This window comes from Patescibacteria group bacterium (assembly GCA_018897195.1).
In the GTDB taxonomy this organism is placed as follows: domain Bacteria; phylum Patescibacteriota; class Patescibacteriia; order Patescibacteriales; family UBA12075; genus JAHILH01.
Genome location: JAHILH010000001.1, coordinates 161,320 through 179,228, shown reverse-complemented (window position 1 = coordinate 179,228; position 17,909 = coordinate 161,320). Strand labels below are relative to the sequence as shown.

Sequence of the window (17,909 nt, the reverse complement as noted above, 5' to 3'; positions counted from 1 at the left end):
TCTCAACCTTAATTGATAAATGGAGGACTATGCTCGAAAGTAAAATTTACAACAAAAATAATAGGGCAAAAATTAAGAAAAAAGGAGGTAGCTCTTATGCATCAAAGGATTATTCCAATCCTTTTTTTGCGGAACGTAGGGCAACTGCAGTTAAAAAAGATTTTGATTGGAAAGTTCGTGTCCTAACAACGACAACCGTTTCATTGGTTTTATTTTTAACGTGGTTTTTGTTGTATTCCAAAACTTTTGAGATTCAAAATATTGTAATTGAAGGGGACGGACAAATTGATAAAAACGAGATCCAGCAGATTGCCTTGGATGAGATTAACTATAAGTCATTTGTATTTTCACCCAGGAGTAATATAATTTTTTGCAGCAAAGGCGGGTTAGTGGATCAAATAGAAACAAAGTATTTATTTGATAAATTAAATATCAGTCGTAGCGGTCTGCATACCGTGAAGATAAGTTATGTGGAAAAGAAGCAAGCTTTGATCTGGCTCGAGGACGGGAAGTATTACAATACTGATCGTAGCGGTTATATAATATCAGAAACAAACCAAGACGCAGCCAATCAGTCCGGCCTCCCCATCGTCGAAAATAAATCCGCCAACAAGGTTAATAACAAAAAAATAGCCCCAGGGGGCGAGTATATCGATTTTATGTTTGCCTTGGCTGATAAGTACAAGGAATACCCAGATTTCAAGGTTCAAGAGTTTATCATTGGCGATGCCGTCAATATGGTTAACAGCAAGCTAGTTGACGGTCCAGAAATTTATTTTTCTATTACCACAGACATCAAGAAACAATTAAACAAGCTGGCTATCATCAAGAACGAAAAATTTAAAGACGATTTTAAATCTAGACAATACATCGACGTCAGTGTCGGCGACAGCGTTTATTACAAGTAAGCACAAGGTAGACACCTTAGGTTGACAAATACGCGGAAATCGATAATAATACCAGCAATCAATATTTTGACATTTTTTTTAAAAATATATGGCAGAAGCAACATTCAAATTCTTTTTTTATCTGACAATTTTAGTGTCAGTTTTGACCGTGATTGGATTGTTTTTGTTATTCGTCAAAATATCCCTTCTTTTTTTCCCAGACCTAAGTATGATGGGAATACGCTTTAGCCTAAACTAAACGGGCCAAATCCCCTTGTTTTAATACAGACCATACTTCGCTTAATCTACATTATGCGAAGTACTATATATCACTTTTCCTGGGGTTTTAACTAATTACCCCGTTAACATTCATATATCCCTATGACTGATAAGCCAATTACAAAATATCTTACCGACTATTTAGATTATATTGAGATCGAAAAAGGTCTTTCTTCCAAGACCCAAGAAAATTATTCCCGGTTCTTAACCAAGTTCTTCAAGTGGCTTGCCGAGGTTGATTTGGACACAATCGAGCCTGGCCAGTTAACCACTGACCATGTCTATAAATACCGCGTCTACCTCTCCCGCTTTGTTGACCCCCGCACCAAAAAATCTCTCAAAAAAACTACTCAGAATTATTACCTTATCGCACTCAGAAGTTTGCTTGATTTTTTTGTTGAGAAAAAAATTGCTACCCTTTCCCCAAGCTCAATCAAACTCGCCAAGGACAAGTCAGACAAAGAAATTAAATTTTTAAAACTAGACCAGCTAGAAAGACTTTTGCTCACACCTGATGTCACAACCATAATCGGTCTACGTGACCGAGCTATCCTAGAGACCCTCTTCTCCACTGGTCTCCGTGTCGCTGAACTTGCCTCTCTCAATCTAGAACAACTCCGAATCAACGACGCGACCGAAGAACTCGAAGTTGCCGTCGTCGGCAAGGGCAGCAAGGTCCGAACAGTTTACTTCTCCGAGAGAACAATTAATTGGTTGCGTAAATATTTAAATAAACGAAATGATTTTGACGACGCTCTCTTTATCAACTACAAACCAGGAATCGACAAGACTAACAACCCAAGGCGCTTGACCACTCGCAGTGTTGAAGATATTGTTAAAAAATACGTCAAAATTTCCGGCCTCCCCATCATGGCTACGCCACACACCCTTCGTCACTCATTTGCCACCGATCTACTCTCGCAAGGTGCTGACCTAAGAATAGTCCAAGAGTTCTTGGGACATCGCAATATTGCCACCACACAAATCTACACTCATGTCACCAATAAGCAACTACGTGATATTCACAAAAAACTACACAGTGGTAAGGATTTAAAGAAATAAAAAAAACGTTCGCATAACCGCGAACGTTTTTTGTGTATTTTTCTTTAGCGTAAATATCCCAATGGATCAACTGGAATTCCGTTTAAACGAGTTTCAAAATGTAAATGCGCACCAGTGGTTAAACCGCCTGATCCATCTGCACCGGGCATACCACCACTATAACCAATAATTTGACCTTGTGTAACGTAATCATCCTCTTGTACGGTAATCCTGGATGCATGACCATAAACAGTAGATAAGCCATCGCCATGAATAAGCATGATATAGCCATAACTGCCCTTGGCGCCATATTTGGCTCTACCGACATATCCAGAAGCGGCCGCCTTGAGGGGAGTCCCCTGTCCAGCACGAATATCAACAGCTGGATGTTCAAAAATATTTCTAAACGGATAATCAGGATCATGAAAATAAGCCGTAATTGTATTTCTTGGCACTGGCCAAACCAAGCCATTAGGATTCATTTCTAGCTTCTTGCCATCAAGTTTCGCTAATTTTGCCCGCATTAATTTTTCCATGCTAGCAATTTCAGCGTTGGCGTTTTCTTGTTCTTTCTTTGACTTCGCTAATAATCTTTGAAATTCATTTTCGGAATTACCCACCTGTACCAAGACAAAGGATTTATTCTCAACCTCTGCGGTTACCTTATTTCTATTGTCAGTCAATTCATTTTTTAAGGCAGTTAATTTTACATTTTTTTGCGTTAAATCTTCCTTTTGTCTTTCCAACTGTCTTGTTAATTTTTGCAAATTACTAATACTCTCACTAATCCCCTCATTAATATTTTCCAAATATTTAACTTGGCTCAAAAAATCTGACAGAGAATTATTTAATAGTAAAACCTCCAAGGTGGTTACCCCATCCTTCTTTTGCATCATTTTAAAAACATTGGCAACATGCTCTTTTTCTTTAGCAATTTCTTTATTCTTGGTGTCAATCTCAATGTTTGTCTTCTGCATTTCCAGCTCCATCTCATTAATTTTTGATTCGATTATTTCAATATCAAGCTGTGCCTTAGCTAAACGATTGTCTAAAATTGCTAATTGACTGCTTAAAGAAGATTTTTCTGCCTGTGCCTTTTTAATAGCCTCGGCATATTCTTCTTGTTTTTTTTGTAATTTTTTAAGTTTATCTTTCTGATCACCAATGCCGTTGTTCAACTGATCCACCTCTCTTTTTATTGATTCCGAGGACAATTGTCCCAATACAAAACCTGGGGCCTTAATTATAAAACCCAAAAATAAAGAGATTAAAATTGTACCCGAGATAAATTTTTTCATATCTATATTATAGCACATTTTGGAAAAATAAAAAAGGCTGAATAAAATCAGCCTTTTTACAGTTTTTTTCCCTCGCCCCGGCGGGAGAGGGTTAACGTAATCCTCGTCCGATTAATAATAAAGGGGACAGGGTGAGGGGTTTTTTATTTCCCTATCGCCCTCTTAATTCTCTCCAAAGTCTCTACCTTACCTAAAACGTCCGCAATCTCAAAAGGCCCCGGACTCGCCTGCTTGCCAGACAAAGCCACGCGCGTTGGCCAAAGATGATCACCTATTTTCAAATCATTAGTCTTTAAATATTCAATAACATTAGCATCTAAATATTCACGATTCCAGTTTTCCTCAGAAATTCTTTCCAAAAAATCATAAATCTTTTGTAAATTGACTTTCATCTCCTCCAAGGTCGTTTTTTTCCAAACTAATAGATTAGTATCATATTCAATCTCATCCTTAAACAAAAACTCCGTCAACTCCCCTATTTCAATTAATTTTTTCAATCTCTCCTGTTCAGACTTTACCACCTTGGTTAAAAATTCATCGGTTTTTTTATAAGAATTGTTTGTTAATTTTAAATTCTCAGCCAAGAACGGCTTACACAATTCTACCAATTCCGCGATCGGTTTTTGGCGGATATAGTAACCATTATAGTAATCCAATTTATCCAAATCAAAGATAGCGCCCTTTACACCCATATCTTTGTAATTGAATTTTGAAATAATTTCGTCCAAGGTTAAAATCTCTTGATCATCCTTGGGATGCCATCCCAAAAGCGCGCTAAAATTTATCAGAGCTTCTTGTAAATAACCCTTCGCCCGATAATCCTCCACGGCCACATCGCCCTGGCGCTTGCTCAATTTGCCACCGTCCTTATTTAAGGTCAAAGACATGTGGACAAATTTTGGTGGCTCCCAGCCAAAATCGTTATATAGTTGTATATTTTTTGGTAAACTAGGAATCCACTCTTCGGCACGTAGGACATGTGAAGTCTTCATCGTATGGTCATCAACCACGCTCGCAAATTGATAAGTAGGAATCCCGTCAGACTTAATCAAAACATAATCTTCCACCTCCTTAAACTGCACCGTAATATCGCCACGCAATTCATCATGAACGGTAATCTCTCCGTCCAACGGTAATTTGTGTCGTACTACATACGGCTCGCCGGCTGCAATCCTTTTCTCCACATCTTCCTTGCTCAAATTACGACAATGTCGATCATAGCGAGGCGGTAATTTATTCGCCTGTTGCTCAGCGCGCATAGCATCCAATCTTTCTGATGTACAAAAACAGTAATAAGCCTTGCCAGTCGCCAATAATTCCTCTAAATATTTTTTATAAATATCCATTCGCTCAGTCTGTACATAAGGACCATAATCGCCACCAAGATGCGGACCTTCGTCAAAAGTTAAGCCTACCCAGTTTAAAATATCCAGCAAACCCTCGATTGCTCCCTCGACCGATCGCTTTTGATCAGTATCTTCAATTCTTAAGAAAAATTTCCCTCCCTCACTCTTTGCCATTAAATATCCAAAAAGAACAGTTCTTAAACTGCCCAAATGCAAATACCCAGTTGGTGACGGCGCAAACCGTGTTCTAAATTCCATATTATTTTATATCATTATTAATAAATAGATGTTTAGCAAAACAGAAATTACTAAAAGCACTCCCAAAATAATTATTACCATTTTCATCTTCTTGAAATCTCTCTCCAAATTCTCCCTTTCTTTGCCCAAAAGTAAATTTGTAACGTCATTAATTAAAAAGATGTATTTTTTAAATTGTAATTTCATAAGGCTTATTTTAATAATATTAAACTATTTTGTCAATTTTTGGAATTTATCCAAAAACAATTCTCCACTCTTTCGCCTATCCTGGTGCAGTGAAGAAATGAACTCATTCTCGCTCACCCACTGCCAGCCAGCATGCTCCCAAGTTTTTACTTTTATATCCTCATCATTACCAATAAATTCTGCAATATACAAATCTTGCTTTTGCCCCTTATAACCACGGTGTTTAACGACGGTTTTTTTGTCTACATATTTATAACGATAAATATTTTTCACAATCGCCTTGGTGACAAATTTATCAGTTCCCAATTCCTCGCTCAACTCCTTTTTGGCCGCCTCTTCTGCGTTTAAACCATCCAAGCCTCCTTGTGGTACTTGCCAATGGTGTTCAATATCACTGCGACTTATTAATAAAAAAGAATAACCAGATTCTGATTTTTTATACAGCAAGCAAGCAACGTTGGGCCGATAGAAAAAACAATTAATAAAATGAAATTTAAAGAACCGTAATGGGAAAACTATAACGGCGTTAATAATTCTCTTAATGCGCGTCGGTTGTTTAATTAAGCGCCACAACCACTCCATGCCAATTTTGCGCAAGATAAACGGCGCTCGAGCTATTTTACCAGTCAAGAAATCAAGAGCACCACCGATACCAATCAAAACTCGCGCCTTGGGAAATTGCGGCAAGTTGTTAAAGATAATTTTCTCTTGATAAGGAGCTCCCAGATTGGCCAAAATTATTTCACAATTACTTAAGCTCACAAAACTGATATTTTTGTTGTTAAAATCTTTTTCTGCGATATCAGTTACAAAGACTTTTATACCTACGAATTTTTCTTCTAATGTTTTTTTTATTTCTCCAAAACTCGAAAGTCCGCCTGACCAATTAATTATTCCAACATTACTTTTTCGACTCTGTGCCATTTTCAAAATATCCACTACTAAATCAGCCCCTGTTATCCGGACTACATTCTCCCCCAATAATAGTCCCATCAACTTTAAGCCAATCCCATCCGCCAGTGACAAACTGGCAATGTTTAAAATGTGAAAAAGCTTCTCATCGTCCTGCGCAGCCAAAATAATCTCCGGATTCGGCGTTACCACAATATTCTGCCTATCAGACTCCAAAAACCCCTCAATCCGCCCCAAAACCTCCTCGCGGGAGTCATCGGTTACATGTATTCCTAATATTTTCATAAAATTTAGACATTATTATATATAAATAATATAACACTAAATTAATATAAAAAAAAGCCTTGACACCAATTTCACAATATAGTATATTGAAATTAGCACTCGGTTTAATAGAGTGCTAAAAAGAACTAATAATTATATTAAATATATGTACAATAAATTTACCAACAAAACTCAGGAAACTATAATTAATGCTCAGATTATTGCTCAGGACAATGGCCAGCAGCAAATCGAGGGCCTACATGTTTTAGCTTCCTTAATGAGTCAAAGTGAAAGCTTGGTTAAGTCAATTTTGGACAAGCTTAGTATTGCCATTGAGGATATTGAGGACAAGACTTTTACCCAGATTGAAACTCTACCAAAAACTCCTGGCGACAAAAGCATTGGCACTGTTCAAGGAACAGCTGAGGTGGCGGCGATCATGGATCGGGCCAAAAAGGAAGCGGAGCAAATGAAGGATGATTTTATTTCGACAGAGCATTTATTCCTTGCTCTTATCGGTGTTAAATCAGCTGCTCAAGAAATTTTACTTTCTTTCAAAATTGAATATGGCACAGTTTTAAAAATATTAACTGAATTGCGCGGTGGTCAAAAAATCGATAGCCCAGATCCAGAAACAAAATATAAAGTATTGGAAAAGTACGCTATCAATCTTACTGACTTGGCACGCAAGAAAAAACTAGATCCTGTTATTGGTCGTGACAATGAAATCCGTCGCATCATGCAGGTGCTTTCTCGTCGCACCAAGAACAATCCAGTCTTAATCGGTGAGGCTGGCACAGGTAAAACAGCTATTATCGAAGGCTTAGCGCAGCGAATTATTAGTGGTGATGTGCCGGAGTCTTTAAAGAATAAAGAGCTAATTAGTCTGGACCTTGGTTCTATGGTTGCCGGTGCAAAATTCCGTGGTGAGTTCGAAGACCGCTTAAAGGCTTTCATGAAGGAAATCAAGGCCCAGGATGGCAAAATAATTTTATTCATTGATGAATTACATACTCTTGTCGGCGCTGGTGCTTCCGAGGGCTCGATTGATGCTTCTAATATGTTGAAGCCAGCTTTGGCGCGTGGCGAACTCCGCACCATCGGTGCGACCACCACCAAAGAATATCAAAAATACATTGAACGCGACGCAGCTTTAGAAAGACGCTTCCAACCCATTCATGTAGCTGAACCGACTATTGAAGATACGATCGCCATTTTACGTGGCATCAAGGAAAAATATGAAGTACATCATGGCGTCCGCATTACTGATGATGCCTTGATTGCGGCGGCTAATTTTTCCAGCCGTTATATTACGGACCGTTTCTTGCCTGATAAGGCAGTAGATTTAGTAGATGAAGCTACCTCAGCCTTGCGCATGGAAATCGATTCTATGCCGGAAAATCTTGATAAATTAAAGCGTGAGATTAAACGTTTAGAAATTGAAAAAGCTGGTCTAGTCACTGATAAGCGAAATAAGAGCAACGGTAAATTAACTACCTTAAATAAAAAATTAGAACAATTAAAAGAGGAGGCAAACCAATTGGAGCTACATTGGCGCAACGAGAAAGATATTATTTATAAAATCAGCGATACTAAAAAAGAAATCGACCGCATCAAAGCCGAGGCAGAAATCACTGAACGTAAGGGTGATGATTTGACACGTGTGGCTGAAATTAAATACTCCATTATTCCAAAATTAGAAAATGAAGTAAAGAAGTTTGAGGGTGAATTAACCAAAATCCAGAGCAAGGGTCAAAGAATTCTTAAGGAAGAAATTGATGAGGAAGATATTGCTAAAGTAGTAGCGCGTTGGACTGGTATTCCGGTTTCCAAGATGTTACAATCGGAAGTTGCTAAGTTGGCACACGCCGAAGAAGAGTTAAACAAGAAAGTTAAGGGACAAGAAGCAGCCATCAAGGCAGTCGCTAATGCCATTCGTCGTTCTCGTGCCGGCATCAGTGAAGAAAACAAACCAATCGGCTCATTCCTATTCGTTGGCCCAACTGGTGTTGGTAAAACTCAGCTTGCTAAAGCACTTTCAACATTCATGTTCAACGATGAAACTTCTCTAATCAGGTTGGATATGAGTGAATACATGGAAAAGCACTCGGTCGCTAGAATCATCGGCTCCCCTCCTGGATACGTCGGTCATGATGAAGGCGGACAATTATCTGACAAGATTCGTAAACGACCATACAGTGTAATTCTTTTCGACGAAATCGAAAAAGCCCATCCGGAAGTATTTAATATTTTATTACAAATCCTGGACGACGGCCGTTTGACCGACTCCAAGGGACGTGTTGTTAATTTTAAGAACACTATAATTGTTATGACCTCAAACTTGGGCAATGAAGTAATCAAGCAGTATTCTATCGGCTTCTCTGATGGCTCTGACACAGCTAAGGCTAAGGATTTCCGCGATGACGAAATGAAAGAAAAAATCGACAAGATCTTACGCGACAATTTCAAACTAGAATTCTTAAATAGAATTGACGAAATCGTCGCTTTCAAGAGCTTAACCAAGGAAACCTTGATGCAAATTGTTGACCTCGAAATGGCTAAAGTTGAAAAGAGATTGAAAGACAAAAATATCAAACTTAAAGTCGCCGCCAAAATCAAGAAAATGCTCTCTGAGAAAGGCTACGACATCACCTTTGGTGCTCGCCCACTCAAACGCATCATTCAAACCAGTATTTTGGACGAATTGGCGATGGAAATTATTGAGGGTAAGATTAAAGATGGTGATAGTGTAACGATTGATTTGGGAGCAATGGATCGGGTTTTGGTTACTGTGAAATAAACCAATCAAAATTATAATAAAAATACCGCTAATATTACGATATTGGCGGTATTTTTTATTCCCCTATTATTGGTTATTTTATTTGCATTATTTTCTCTTTTTTGCTAAAATATATACATAACTTGCAAAAAGTTATTTTTTAATTTTTATTATAATTACTATATAAAACTCTATGCCAAAAGAAGAAAAAAAGAAAAAAGATGAGGATTATGGGGCGGATTCGATTACCGTCTTGGAGGGACTTGATCCGGTGCGAAAACGACCAGGTATGTATATTGGTTCGACTTCTTTAGCCGGACTACACCACTTGATTTGGGAAGTTGTTGATAATGGCTTTGATGAAGCGATGGCGGGTCACGCTAATGAGATTACGGTTACTCTTCTAGATGACGGCATGGTTCAGGTGACTGACAATGGTCGTGGTATTCCAGTCGGCATGCACAAGGTGTCTGGCGTTTCGGCCTTGGAGACTGTAATGTGTACTCTGCACGCTGGTGGTAAATTTGGTGGCGAAAATAGTGGCTACAAAGCTTCTGGTGGTTTGCATGGTGTAGGTATTTCCGTGGTGAACGCGCTTAGTACTTATGTGAAAGCTGAGATTCATCGTGAAGGTAAAATCTGGGTGCAAGAATACAAAATTGGTATTCCCCAGGGTAAAGTAAAGGCAGTCGGCGACAGCAAACGCACAGGTACTACTATCACCTTCAAACCAGATGGCAGTATTTTTCCAGAAACAGAATACAACTGGGGCACGATTCTTGATCGTTTACGCCAACAAACATATTTAACAAAAGGTATCACCTTGAGAATGTTTGACAAGCGCAGTGACCACCGCGACAAGGCTTACACTTTTTACTTTGAAGGTGGCATCAAGTCTTATGTAAAGATTTTGAATAAGAACAAAACTGTCAAAAATGAAACTGTTTTCTACATTGAAAAAGAAATTGAAAGCTCAAAGGTGGAAATCGCCTTGCAATACAATGATGAATTTAACGAAATGGTTTTGCCATTTGCGAACAATATTTACAATCCAGAGGGTGGTAGTCACTTAGCTGGCTTCCGTTCGGCTCTAACTAGATCAATTAACAACTACGCGCGTAATAAAAAAATCTTAAAAGAAAAGGAAGAGAATTTAACCGGTGAGGATGTGCGTGAAGGCTTGGTGTCAATTATTAGTGTAAAATTATTAGAACCACAATTTGAAGGTCAAACTAAAGGTAAGCTGGGTAACGTCGAAATGAAAGGTTACGTTGAACAAGTCTTTGGTGAAGCGTTTGCGACCTTCTTGGAAGAACATCCAAAGGAAGCGGAGGCAATTATCGGTAAATGTTTACTTTCTAGTCGTGCTCGTATGGCCGCTAAGAATGCTCGTGCCACTATCTTACGAAAAGGCGCCTTGGAAGGCATGACTTTGCCAGGTAAATTATCTGATTGTTCCTCACGTAAACCAGAAGAATGTGAATTGTACATTGTAGAGGGAGACTCGGCTGGTGGATCAGCTAAGCAAGGTCGTGACCGAAAGTTTCAAGCCATTCTACCTCTTCGTGGTAAAATTTTAAACGTTGAGAGAGCGCGTTTGGACAAAATGTTGGCCAATAACGAAATCAAAAACCTCGTGATTGCTTTGGGTACCAATATTGACGATCAATTTGATATTGATAAATTGCGATATCATAGAGTTGTCATCATGACAGATGCCGATGTTGATGGCTCTCACATTAGAACTTTGCTTTTGACATTATTCTTCCGTCATTTCAAGCCATTGGTAACTTTGGGACATCTTTATGTTGCTAATCCCCCATTGTACCAAATCAAAAAAGGTGCGAAGGCAGAATATGCTTATTCCGATGCCGAGAAAGAAGAAATTATCTTGAAGCTTGGCGGCATTCCTGCTGAGGTTGAGGTTGCCACTGAGGATGATGATTCAGTTTCTGCCGAAACCGCGGCAGCCGAAGCAGAGGAGGCAGCAGACGAAGCGGGAGAAAAGGAAATCAAAGCTAAAACTGGTGGCAAGATTATCATTCAACGATACAAAGGTCTCGGTGAAATGAACCCTGAACAACTTTGGGAAACAACCATGGATCCAGCTAAGCGTATTATGAGCCAGGTAACCGTTGACGACGCTGTCTATGCGGATACCGTCTTTGATATGTTAATGGGTGGCGATGTTGCCCCTCGTAAGAAATTTATTCAGACTCATGCGCGTAAGGTGCAGAATCTAGACATATAATCATTTCAATCAAAAAAAGAAAAGCCATTCATAATGAATGGCTTTTTTGAATACTAAATTAACGGCGGACCGAAAATTTCCTCAACTGCTTCTAAAAAATAACGACGACCTTTTCCGTTTTTCAAAACAAATACAATCTGACAATCACCCTCCTTTTCTTTATCCAGATATGACCTTACCACGCTTAGGCCAGTCCTGGAAATCGCTGTTGAAAAATCAGATTCCTTAATAAACCCAACGGCATCTTTTGTGTCCACACCCTTCTTCAATTTAAAAGATGACAACAAAAAGAACATTTGTATTCCCTCCTTTTTTATATGTACAATAATTAATAACTTATTATTGACTATTATTAACTAATTGTCAATTCTGCAATTCCGATCTCACCTTTTTTACTAATGGTAAATCCACGCTTGGTAAAAATACCAGTTGCCGGATTATTGTGCGCCAAAAACTTAGCATAAATCTTTTCAAACCCTTTATCGCGTGCCACCTCTAAAATCTTATCAACCAAAATACCACCAATACCATTCCCCTGCCAACCATCAGGCACAACGAAAGAAAACTCAGCGGAGTTGCTATTCGGATCCTCGATTAATCTAGCTAAGCCCGCCATTTCGACACGCTTACCATTTGTGCCTTCCACAATTAATACCATTTCTCGATCATAATCAATTTGCGCATATCTTTCTAACAAATCATGGGTTATGTTTTTAATCTTATCAAAAAAGATATGTTCATGTGTGCTCGCCATAATTGAAGCAAACATCACATCTTCCATTGGCTCATCTTCGGGTCTTATTGGTCTAATGGTGATATTTTTCTTGCTCTTAGTTTTTACACTAGAGATGTATTCTTTTGGATATGGAGAAATAACTAGGTGTGAATAAGGCTTAACTGGCTTACTAAGCACTTGTTTGTCTAGGATAACCTTTGCATCCAAAACAATGCCACCATGTTCATCCACGGCAAAAGGATTGATATCAATCTCGCTAATTTCCGGAAAGTCGGCGATAAGGTAAGCAAATTTATATAATAAAAATTGAATCGATTGAATATCAACTCCAGGCATATTACGGTAACCTTGTAAAAGTTTGTAAATTTTTGTGCCTTCGATCAATCTCATTGCCAAAGACATGTTTAATGGAGGCAAGCCGACTTTGATATCCTGAAACACCTCAACTGCCACACCCCCCATTCCAAAGACGATCACTGGGCCAAAAATCGGATCTTTTTTAGAACCAATCAACAGCTCGTATTTTTTATTAATCATGCCCTCGATAAAAATACCGTCAATCTGCGCCTTGGGAAAATGCGCCCGAGCAGAATTGATAATTTTTTCAAAATTAGCCTCAGCTTCTTTCTTGGAATTAACATTCAAGACAACGCCGCCAACATCAACCTTGTGAATTATATCTGGAGATAAAATTTTCATAACCACGGGAAAACCAATTTTAGCTGCTACCGTACCAGCTTCAATTGAGTTTTTGGCTAAGCCATTTTTAACTACTGGTATTTCATAATTTGCAAGTAACACTTTGGCTTCCGTTTCATTTAGGGAATATCGTCCTTCAGCGACTACGCGCTTAATTAGTTCTTTATTTTCATCAGTCTTAGGGGTAAAGGCGTGTGGAATAGATGATGGTGTTTCATTTAATATCGATAGATTACGAGAATATTTATGAACATTCATAAAGGCATTTATTGCATCTTCGGGTGCTCGATAAGTTGGGATGTTTCCAGATTCCAAAAGTCGTCTCCCCTCTGCTACTGATTGTCCGCCCATCCAGCTCGCTAGAATAGTTTTGCTTGATTTTTTGGTCATCTCTACAATTCGCTTCGCTACCTTGGTTGGATCAGTCATTGCTTGTGGGGTAAGGATTATAAGGATGGCGTCAATGCTATCATCGCGGAGACAAATCTTCAGTGCCTTTTCATAACGATCTGCATCAGCATCACCGATTACATCAATTGGGTTATTTCGACTCCAAGACTTTGGTAAAACCTTGTCCAATTCAGTAATCGTTCCTTGAGATAGATTGGCTAATTTACCTCCTGAATAAATCAAAGCATCGGTGGCGATTACACCAGGACCGCCGGCATTAGTTAAAATTGCTAAGCGATTACTTTTTGGAAGTGATTGCATTGATAAAGTTTTAGCCACATGAAATAAGCCAACAACGGTGTCTACGCGAATTACACCAGCTCTATCAAAGGCAGCAGTGAAAACTTTGTCATTCCCCGCTAAGCTACCAGTATGTGACTTAGTGGCTTTTGCTCCTTCTTCACTACGACCAGCCTTTAGGACAACAATCGGTTTACCTTTTGAAAAAGCTCGCGCTGCACTGATAAATTTGCGCGCGTCTTTTAAGGTTTCCATATAAATCAAGATGCTAGTTGTATTTGGATCGGAACCGAAGTAATCAATCAAATCATGAAAGCTTACATCCACCATTTCGCCAATTGAGACAAAATATGAGAAGCCCACATTGTTTTTGTTAGCCCAGTCTAAAATTGAAGTGCACAAAGCCCCGCTCTGTGAGATGAAGGCAATATTCCCCTTCTTTGCAGTTGCACCAGCAAAACTGGCATTAAGTTTTAAGGCTGGGTTTATGTATCCAAGACAGTTTGGTCCTAAAATCCGTATATTATATTTTTTAGCAATTGCTTTTAGTTCTGCACTTAATTTCTCGCCATCCTTGCCCATTTCAGAAAATCCGGATGAAATGATAATTACTCCACCGACTCCAGCTCTTCCACACTCTTCCAGGACTGATGGCACCGTCTTGGCTGGAGTTATAATAATCGCCAAATCCTGTTTTTCCTGAATATCGCCGATATTCTTCACCGCCTTAATACCCTGTACTTTATCCCTTTTCAGACTAACAGGCGTCACAGTGCCCTTAAAATCGCTATTTATGATGTTGTGGAATAGAGCAAAACCAACACTTCCGGCTTCACTACTAGCGCCAATAACGGCAATTCTTTTCGGTTTAAAGATTTTATCTAGATTCATATAATATAATTGAGAATTACTTATTTATATTTAAATAATAGCAATTTTTTGCATTTTAATCAAATAAACAAAAAAACCAATTGTTGTAAAAAAGCGCGCTTGCCCGCCTTGGGAGGGGTCGCGTTTTATTTACAACAATTGGTTAAAATAAAAAAGGGCAATTTTCATTGCCCTAGTTAAGGTTTTTTTTAAAGCTCTTTGGTGATGGTGATATATTTGCCTTTAGTATCACCATACCATTCGGAAACAAAGGCTTCACAGTTATTTGTGCCGCGACATTCTGCGTCCCAGCCGGTGTGAGGAGACGAGGCTCCTTTCCAGTAATCGCCGCCGATTTGCAGAGCTGTGTCGCCGATGATTTTGACCTTCATCTCGACTTTATACTTGTTTCTTGAGTTGTAGCGAAAACGTTCGGTCCACCAGTGCACTATCTTATCCGGCACGAGCGAGGCGTTGATCACCAAGCCTTGTTCGGGCAAAACTCGCTGAGCGAAAATAGGCGTGTGCTTATCGCTTTTAAACCACGGATTACGGTCGTAAAGCCCCCCCAATTCCGGACCAAGAAGCGTGTCGCCGGCAAAATTTCTTTCAAAGATCTTCTTGCCGTTGCTATCCATGCAAGTGATGCGGCATGATTTCACAATGATTCCGCTCAAATTTTTATTTGCATCCGGAGCCTGATGCAAGGCGGCGATTTGATACCAAAATACAGCAAAATCAAATGAATCTTCCGGAGGTTGAAGACGAAAAATCTTCTCCCTCACGTGAATCGCGCCATCAGGAATTCCGGGCAAAACTGCCTGAGGAATATTTTCCGACTTTGGTTGCTGCGTTGCGCAGCCTGTCAAAAAAGAGAAAAACAAGAAACATACTGCGAAAATATTAACCCCTTTCATCTTTTCTCTCCTTTTCTGTTGAAGAAAAAAGGCGCTTTCAAGAAATTGAAAGCGCCTTCATGTTTTTTCATCCATCGTGTCCCCTACGGACGCAACGGATAATTGTCGGGTACAACATGTACTTTGCCGTCGGAGCAAACCAATGCCTCATAGCCAGGTTTGCCATTTTGAGCTTTGCGGTAATATTTTGACGACTGTGAAATCCAGAGCCAATCGGCGCTGGATTTGCCCCAGGTGCGAATCCAGTCGCAACCATCGGTGGGCATATTATACTGCATCCCGATCGTGTGCGAACTGTTATCAGCCGCGGTTTGCACCTCGTACCGATCCTTTTCTTCGGCCTTCAGTTGCCATTCGTCACCAACGAAACGAGCGACGCTGACAGACATCTGCCAGGGATAAGACTTGTGTCCCAGTTTTTCTCTCTGGCCAAGCGTCAGGGGAAAACCAAGCGTAGCAACGCTGTTTTCAACGCCGACAACAACCTCCGGATCAGATCCCGTAGTCACCAATTTACCGGCCGGCGGGATCTCGTCAGCACTAACACCGACAACCAACATCAGAAAACAACCAACACACATCAACAACCAGATGTTTTTTCGCATAACACACCTCCTCCTTTGATTTTGTGCAAATGCACACTTTATTTTAAAAGAGCCTGTTTTTTAGCAAACTATCATAAAGATAATTTACTAAATACAAATCTTTTTTTAAATTAAGATATTGGTGATGCATTGTTTGTTACAATGCATCACCAATGTTATATACTACAACTACCACAGGACGTGATAATTGTCAACTAATAAATCAAGCTGAGATATTCTTAGACTTTGCCCATCTAGGTGGATAACTTTTGCTATCACATTTGCGAACTTTTGCTCGCTCCTATTGCTTATATTTTGGCACATTTTGCGCCAATATAAGTGGTTTTTTTGTCTAAAATCACTCAAACATATACTGCGGTATACTACTCTGCCTAACGAGGATCGAGTTCACTCCGATCAACGGAGCTGATTTGCCCGCGGCGATATACTTTGTATACCCCGCCCAGATCGAGTGTAATGGCAAACCAACTGATTTGCGACTTATCACTCTCAAGCATGTCCTTATAACCGAATGCCCGCACCTGGAGAACGTCAGTATCATTAATACTCACGGCTGCACCAGGCATAATACGAGCATAAGTCTTGTCACCATTTTCATAGCCCAGGCCAAAATCAACCAAGGGGCTAACAGTAACACCATTATCCAGACGAAAATCGTACAAATAAGGCGTCAATGTTAATTCAGCCGCATTGTTATCGTTGGGAGTCTCCACCAAAGGTGTACCACCCCAATTCGCATCAATCGATGACTTCAAGACGTGACGATACTCGACGTTGGCTTCAAACTTCGGGAACACGAGCTCATTTTGCTGACGCCGATGATAATCGTTGTAATGCACTGAAGTGATAAAAACATTATCCTTCTGACTTGAAGAATAAAGACTTACATCGCCCTCATTATTCAATCGCCCATACATCAGATCAAGATTTCCATCCCAACCATTTCCTGTCAAGCGAAAAGCCGGACCGGCAACAAATTCATTCCAGTCATAATCATATCCACGATCATTGCCGCCACCCGCTGCATAAAAAGCAGCAATGCCGACATCCAGAGCTAAATCATGATCAATGTCATACGACCAAACAAATCCACGTCCTTTAATCCAAACATATCCGCCTGTATGTCCAGAATTGTGAGCATCTTCATATGCACCGGTACCCATTATAATATCAATGGTATTACGATTTGAACCACCATTAGAGCCGACTTCTGGTGCAGATGGTGGTGCTGGCGGAAGACCACCCTCGAGAGCCGGCGGAAAGCCATTGTCTAAAGTTGGTGGCACATCATTTTTTACGGGAACAGGCTGATTCGGAACACGAACAGACCAGTTACGACAAATGAATGGCATCCAAACTTCTTTACCGCTAGACAATTTATACATTCTAGCGGCCTGGCACTTGTTTTTGTCCCAACTTGCAATTACATTTTCACGAATTTTGATGTTTGCAAAAACCATAATCTCAAATCTGTCGCCATAACAAATCGGCAACACGTCAAAGCTTTTCGCCTCGATTAACTTTTCGAGCTCAATAATTTCTACCGTACTCAAGTTAAGCTTTTCGAAAGCGACATCGTCTCTACCGCGAAACTTGTCACCACCAGGAACTTTCCAGAGAAATGGTTCATCGGACGAGAAATTTTTCTTTGCAGAAGACACTTTTCTTTCCGTGTCAAAAATGGTTAATTTCTGCCCGACATATACCCATCCCTTAGAATCAGTGATGCCAAGGCTTTCGACGGTAACGCCGTATTGCTTCGCAATACCGCTTGCCGTCTCCCCTTTTTGAACTTCATGAATAACTTTTTCCGCACTCGACAATGCCGGCATTGCCAACACCGCCAAGGTAATGGCAAAAAGTTGCCAAAATTTTTTCATATTGCCTCCTC

Annotated in this window: 13 protein-coding genes; 4 read left to right on the top strand and 9 right to left on the bottom strand. The window is 39.8% G+C overall.

Annotated features, from left to right (window positions below):
• The first annotated feature begins 29 nt into the window (after positions 1 to 29).
• A complete protein-coding gene (locus KKD45_00825) occupies positions 30 to 908 on the top strand; it encodes a hypothetical protein (protein MBU4309049.1) in 879 nt (292 codons plus the stop codon).
• A gap of 360 nt (positions 909 to 1,268) precedes the next feature.
• Positions 1,269 to 2,228 carry a tyrosine-type recombinase/integrase gene (locus KKD45_00820; protein ID MBU4309048.1) on the top strand — a complete coding sequence of 320 codons (960 nt, stop codon included), beginning with the start codon at positions 1,269 to 1,271 and terminating at the stop codon, positions 2,226 to 2,228.
• A gap of 44 nt (positions 2,229 to 2,272) precedes the next feature.
• On the opposite strand, the gene KKD45_00815 is transcribed toward KKD45_00820, so the two are convergent.
• The 4 genes from KKD45_00815 to KKD45_00800 all read right to left on the bottom strand — a co-directional run bounded on the left by KKD45_00815 (position 2,273) and on the right by KKD45_00800 (position 6,492).
• A complete protein-coding gene (locus tag KKD45_00815; GenBank protein MBU4309047.1) occupies positions 2,273 to 3,505 on the bottom strand; it encodes a peptidoglycan DD-metalloendopeptidase family protein in 1,233 nt (410 codons plus the stop codon).
• 143 nt (positions 3,506 to 3,648) lie between these two features.
• Positions 3,649 to 5,109, bottom strand: a complete 1,461-nt coding sequence (locus KKD45_00810) for a glutamate--tRNA ligase (protein ID MBU4309046.1) — start codon at positions 5,107 to 5,109, stop codon at positions 3,649 to 3,651.
• Between the two features lie 6 nt (positions 5,110 to 5,115).
• Positions 5,116 to 5,295, bottom strand: a complete 180-nt coding sequence (locus KKD45_00805) for a hypothetical protein (GenBank protein ID MBU4309045.1) — start codon at positions 5,293 to 5,295, stop codon at positions 5,116 to 5,118.
• Between the two features lie 24 nt (positions 5,296 to 5,319).
• Complete coding sequence (locus tag KKD45_00800) at positions 5,320 to 6,492, bottom strand: WecB/TagA/CpsF family glycosyltransferase (protein MBU4309044.1); 1,173 nt, start codon at positions 6,490 to 6,492, stop codon at positions 5,320 to 5,322.
• A gap of 145 nt (positions 6,493 to 6,637) precedes the next feature.
• Between KKD45_00800 and KKD45_00795 the strand changes: the two genes are divergently transcribed.
• Together KKD45_00795 and gyrB are read left to right on the top strand one after the other, a co-directional pair.
• Positions 6,638 to 9,271 (top strand): AAA family ATPase, encoded by a 2,634-nt coding sequence (locus KKD45_00795; protein MBU4309043.1) that lies wholly within the window; start codon positions 6,638 to 6,640, stop codon positions 9,269 to 9,271.
• A 172-nt stretch (positions 9,272 to 9,443) separates the two neighbouring features.
• Entirely contained in the window at positions 9,444 to 11,501 is a 2,058-nt protein-coding gene (gyrB, locus tag KKD45_00790) for a DNA topoisomerase (ATP-hydrolyzing) subunit B (protein ID MBU4309042.1), read from the top strand.
• Between the two features lie 53 nt (positions 11,502 to 11,554).
• Here gyrB and KKD45_00785 read toward each other — a convergent pair whose 3' ends face one another.
• The 5 genes from KKD45_00785 to KKD45_00765 all read right to left on the bottom strand — a co-directional run bounded on the left by KKD45_00785 (position 11,555) and on the right by KKD45_00765 (position 17,898).
• The gene (locus tag KKD45_00785; protein ID MBU4309041.1) at positions 11,555 to 11,797 is read right to left on the bottom strand and encodes a hypothetical protein; all 243 of its coding nucleotides are present in this window, start codon (positions 11,795 to 11,797) and stop codon (positions 11,555 to 11,557) included.
• 56 nt (positions 11,798 to 11,853) lie between these two features.
• Positions 11,854 to 14,517, bottom strand: coding sequence for a bifunctional acetate--CoA ligase family protein/GNAT family N-acetyltransferase (locus tag KKD45_00780; protein ID MBU4309040.1), 2,664 nt, complete (start codon positions 14,515 to 14,517; stop codon positions 11,854 to 11,856).
• A gap of 188 nt (positions 14,518 to 14,705) precedes the next feature.
• The gene (locus tag KKD45_00775) at positions 14,706 to 15,413 is read right to left on the bottom strand and encodes a hypothetical protein (GenBank protein ID MBU4309039.1); all 708 of its coding nucleotides are present in this window, start codon (positions 15,411 to 15,413) and stop codon (positions 14,706 to 14,708) included.
• Positions 15,414 to 15,496: 83 nt separating this feature from the next.
• Positions 15,497 to 16,018 carry a hypothetical protein gene (locus KKD45_00770; GenBank protein ID MBU4309038.1) on the bottom strand — a complete coding sequence of 174 codons (522 nt, stop codon included), beginning with the start codon at positions 16,016 to 16,018 and terminating at the stop codon, positions 15,497 to 15,499.
• 371 nt (positions 16,019 to 16,389) lie between these two features.
• Positions 16,390 to 17,898, bottom strand: a complete 1,509-nt coding sequence (locus KKD45_00765) for a LysM peptidoglycan-binding domain-containing protein (protein MBU4309037.1) — start codon at positions 17,896 to 17,898, stop codon at positions 16,390 to 16,392.
• Positions 17,899 to 17,909 lie beyond the last annotated feature (11 nt).

Excerpts from the sequence above, each read along its gene's own strand:
- KKD45_00800 (MBU4309044.1), bottom strand. The coding sequence starts at position 6,492 with ATGAAAATATTAGGAATACATGTAACCGATGACTCCCGCGAGGAGGTT.
- KKD45_00765 (MBU4309037.1), bottom strand. The coding sequence starts at position 17,898 with ATGAAAAAATTTTGGCAACTTTTTGCCATTACCTTGGCGGTGTTGGCA.
- KKD45_00795 (MBU4309043.1), top strand. The coding sequence starts at position 6,638 with ATGTACAATAAATTTACCAACAAAACTCAGGAAACTATAATTAATGCT.
- KKD45_00785 (MBU4309041.1), bottom strand. The coding sequence starts at position 11,797 with ATGTTCTTTTTGTTGTCATCTTTTAAATTGAAGAAGGGTGTGGACACA.
- KKD45_00810 (MBU4309046.1), bottom strand. The coding sequence starts at position 5,109 with ATGGAATTTAGAACACGGTTTGCGCCGTCACCAACTGGGTATTTGCAT.
- gyrB (MBU4309042.1), top strand. The coding sequence starts at position 9,444 with ATGCCAAAAGAAGAAAAAAAGAAAAAAGATGAGGATTATGGGGCGGAT.
- KKD45_00780 (MBU4309040.1), bottom strand. The coding sequence starts at position 14,517 with ATGAATCTAGATAAAATCTTTAAACCGAAAAGAATTGCCGTTATTGGC.
- KKD45_00805 (MBU4309045.1), bottom strand. The coding sequence starts at position 5,295 with ATGAAATTACAATTTAAAAAATACATCTTTTTAATTAATGACGTTACA.
- KKD45_00775 (MBU4309039.1), bottom strand. The coding sequence starts at position 15,413 with ATGAAAGGGGTTAATATTTTCGCAGTATGTTTCTTGTTTTTCTCTTTT.
- KKD45_00825 (MBU4309049.1), top strand. The coding sequence starts at position 30 with ATGCTCGAAAGTAAAATTTACAACAAAAATAATAGGGCAAAAATTAAG.
- KKD45_00770 (MBU4309038.1), bottom strand. The coding sequence starts at position 16,018 with ATGCGAAAAAACATCTGGTTGTTGATGTGTGTTGGTTGTTTTCTGATG.
- KKD45_00815 (MBU4309047.1), bottom strand. The coding sequence starts at position 3,505 with ATGAAAAAATTTATCTCGGGTACAATTTTAATCTCTTTATTTTTGGGT.
- KKD45_00820 (MBU4309048.1), top strand. The coding sequence starts at position 1,269 with ATGACTGATAAGCCAATTACAAAATATCTTACCGACTATTTAGATTAT.